This window comes from Stenotrophomonas sp. P5_B8, assembly GCF_054049855.1.
In genome coordinates this window covers 1-3,560 of record NZ_JBFULO010000395.1, presented here as the reverse complement: position 1 = coordinate 3,560, position 3,560 = coordinate 1, and the positions used below count along the sequence as shown (strand labels likewise).

Annotated in this window: 1 protein-coding gene; it reads left to right on the top strand. The window is 57.2% G+C overall.

Annotated features, from left to right (window positions below):
* Nucleotides 1-1,849: 1,849 nt before the first annotated feature.
* On the top strand, nucleotides 1,850-3,560 hold a 1,711-nt coding region (locus ACXJKH_RS16960), incomplete at its 3' end, for a hypothetical protein (RefSeq protein WP_457321073.1).

Below are 3,560 nucleotides of genomic sequence, written 5' to 3'. Positions count from 1 at the left end.
CCGTGACGCCGTACCTGCCGTCGCCGTTGAAGGTCTGATCTAGCGCCCAGGCCTGTCGAAGAAGAGCTTCGGCCTTTTCGTGCGCCAGCGCGGCTCTCCCGCGTCCTCTCTAGTCATGACGTAATTGTCGGCCTGGCCGTCGCAGGGGTCAGGACGGTTGCAGCCGCAGCTGACAGACTTCGTCGTGTTCGATTATCCCGCTGGGTCACTGAAATCCCACACATGCCAGGGCGAGTGGCATCATCTGTCTAGGTATCGGGCGGAGCCTAAAAGCATGCGGCTGGAAACACGGGGTCCTGAGATCGGTCCCTGCAACATCTGCGGGAAGATCGGGAAATTGACGGAAGACCACATCCCACCCAAGGGTGTGCCAAGGGTCGGACAAGCCTATGCAACCAGCCTTGTAGCTGCGCTCGGCGCTGAGAAGGTTSGCAAGGGTAGTCGTCTCTTTCAGAGCGGCGTCAAGTATCGCTCCATTTGTCGTGCGTGCAACGGGGACTTGCTTGGCGCCGCTTACGATCCTCACCTGATTAAGTTCTGCAGGGACGTTGATGTCGCTTTCCGCAACCGACTCTACCTTCCTCAAGATTTCGARCTTCTTCCGAATCGCGTCTTCCGCTCTGTGGTCGGCCACTTGCTCGCTCATGGAGTCGGCCTGCATCGCAAAGGTCCTCTGCCCGCAGCTAAATCAGACTATTTCCTTGCACCTAGTCAGGCTTTCCCGGCAGAGTTACGTCTTTATTGCTGGCTCTATCCATATCACCGTCAAGTCATGGGTCGCTGGATGTCCCGCATCTTTGACAATCGATGGAAGGAGACGCCTTTTGTCTTCTCCATTGCGAAGTACTTTCCGGTAGCCTGGCTCTGTGCGAGCGGAGATCTGCCACCATATATCCCGCCTGGTGTCGTCCGCGTGGACACGTTGTCCACGGGATCCATCGATGACTTGGCAACGATCACTCTTAACCCCAGCGATGTTCTGCCTCCCGATTGGCCCGAGGCACCGGGGGATAACGGCATTGTCTTTTTGAATAGCGAGCGAGCAACTGTCGCAACACGTTACCGACGGAATTGATCCTCTTTACTTAGCCAGCGATCTTAAGCTCGTAGTAGTCCTCCGAGGTGTCGAGGACGGCTACTCGCTTACTGCGCGGCCGTTTCTGGCCAGAAGCAGAAATACAGAGGTGGTCGCGGCAGAAGTTGTAACAGGAGGGATGGACGAAAGTGCTTTACTCATTGAGGCAAATCTTGATATACACGGGGAAAGTTGGCGCCAGGTCTAGGCGTCGATGTTGTGCCAATCCCGTCCGTTTCTCGCACTGAAGGGAAGGGTGTAAGGGCAGCTTCTTTGAGCGTCTGCTTTAGCTGATTCCTGTTAAGTAGTTCAGCCGCCGAGGGTGAAATGGATCACATGCAGTGAACTGAGCGCAGCAAAAGCTATGGCGCCACATCGTCACCTACCAAGCCCGTAAGAAGCTTCCCGTCTACTCCGGAAACTGATCATCATTATTATCGCAGAGGTGACAGTGCATCGGCTGGTGCTAAGAATGACTGGCCTTGACCTCAGGCATCATGCTACGCGGAGCGGACACTTCGAGGGAACACCGATCTAATTGTCACCAGTAGTGCGTTCGGCACTTTGTGTGATTTTACTGCAGCGCGAGCTTCCGCCAAGTTCGTGTAAAAATCGACCGCAACATCGAGCAATCTGATCCTTCATCAACGCCGCTAGCGACAATCGGACGACACATAAAGAATGGTTAGCTTTGCCTCTATTCGGCCACATCGTGGGACCCAGAACAACGGGTTTGAGGAGCTTGTTGTTCAGCTCGCACGTCGCCGCCGCCCTATGGGGGCCAAGGAGTTCAGGCGGATCGAGGGAGCTGGCGGCGACGCCGGCGTCGAGGCGCTGTGGCTTAAGAACGACGGGTCGTCCGTCGGCATTCAAGCCAAGTACTTCCTTCGCGTTCGAGACATCGACTGGGCGCAGATCGACGAAAGCGTAGCGACAACACTAAAGCGCCGCCCAGAGGTCAACGTCTACCAGGTCGCGATTGCGTGCGATCTGACCGACAAAGGCGGGGCAAAGGGGCGGGGCCGGACAGGGTGGTCGGCTTGGGATGAGCATGTGAAACGGTGGAGGGCGGAAGCGCTAGCCCTAGGGCGGGACGTTTCGTTTGAGCCGATCACAGCCTCAGATTTGACCGACTGGTTGGGGCAACCAAGCGCGTCGGGCTTATCGAGGTATTGGTTTGGGGTCGACACGCTGAGTCTTCGTTGGTTCTCTGACCAGGTTGAAATAGCAAGCGCCGATCTTGGTGAGCGATACACGCCCGCACAACACGTCGACGTTGCTGCCTCGCTCGCCTTCGATGGTCTGGCGAGGACTTCAGCCCTTCGTGCTAGGTTGCTTCGAGCGGTCGAGGCTACTTGGGCGGATCGCATTGAGCCGTCCTCAGCGATCGTCACGGATGACGTGCGCGAAGCGGCGGAGCTCGCTGCAAACGCGCTGAAGCTGGTGCACGGGATAGCCGACGCGGTCGAGGCTCCTGTAACCACCCAATGGGATGTCCAGCAGTGGCTCTCAGACGTGAGAGCAGCCGAACAACTCCTTGGCCGTTTGGGTGATGAGCTTCGCAGCCAGCGCCGTTCAGTTAAGGAGGGCGAGGCGAAGTCGACGCCCAGCTGCGATCATCTGAGTTATTTGCAGCACAGTGTTCGCAGGGTTGAGGAGGCAATCAGCAACCTTGCCCGTCTCTTGGTCTCCACTGCCTTCAGCGCGGATGCTAGCCGAGTGCTACTCGTCACCGGTGAGGCTGGCACGGGGAAGTCTCATCTGCTCGCCTCTGAGGCCAACCGTTCGCGAGCGGAAGGCAGGCCGGCACTACTCTTCTTGGGCCAGCAATTCGCTAAGGGAGACCCATGGAGCCAATGTGAACGATCACTCGGTTTGCCTGGATGGCCTCGGGATGAACTCCTTGGTGCATTAGATTCGGCGGGTGAAACTTCCGGCTCTAGGGCGCTGATACTAGTTGATGCTGTTAACGAGGGTGCTGGAGCCAATCTTTGGCGGAACCATCTGGCCGGTTTCATCAAGAGTCTAGATCCGTACCCGAACATCGCGGTTGTTGTTGCATGCCGCACTGAGTACGTTCCATTTGCGATACCCATTCCGGTCTGGGAGGCATATCCAAAGGTTGATCTTCACGGCTTCACCACGTTCGAAGAGCAGGAAGCTGCAGCGATTCAATATTTGGATCGGCGAGGGATCKTTCGACCTGCTGGCCCACTACTTGCTCCGGAGTTCTCGCATCCCCTCTTCCTCAAGGCGGCTTCGGACGCCCTACTTCAAAAGAGGAACTTTGTTTTTCCTCGAGGCTTACGGGGGGCGCTGAATATCCTCGGGTTTTACCTCGATAGCGTGGGCGGCAACCTGCTGCCAGCGTCGGTCGAGCCTGCCGATCTCTCTCCCGAACTGCGGCGCGCTCTGCAGGGACTTGCTCGAGAAATGTCCCGTACAAAGCTCGACTACGTTCCGCGGAGTCAAGCCGACCTGATTG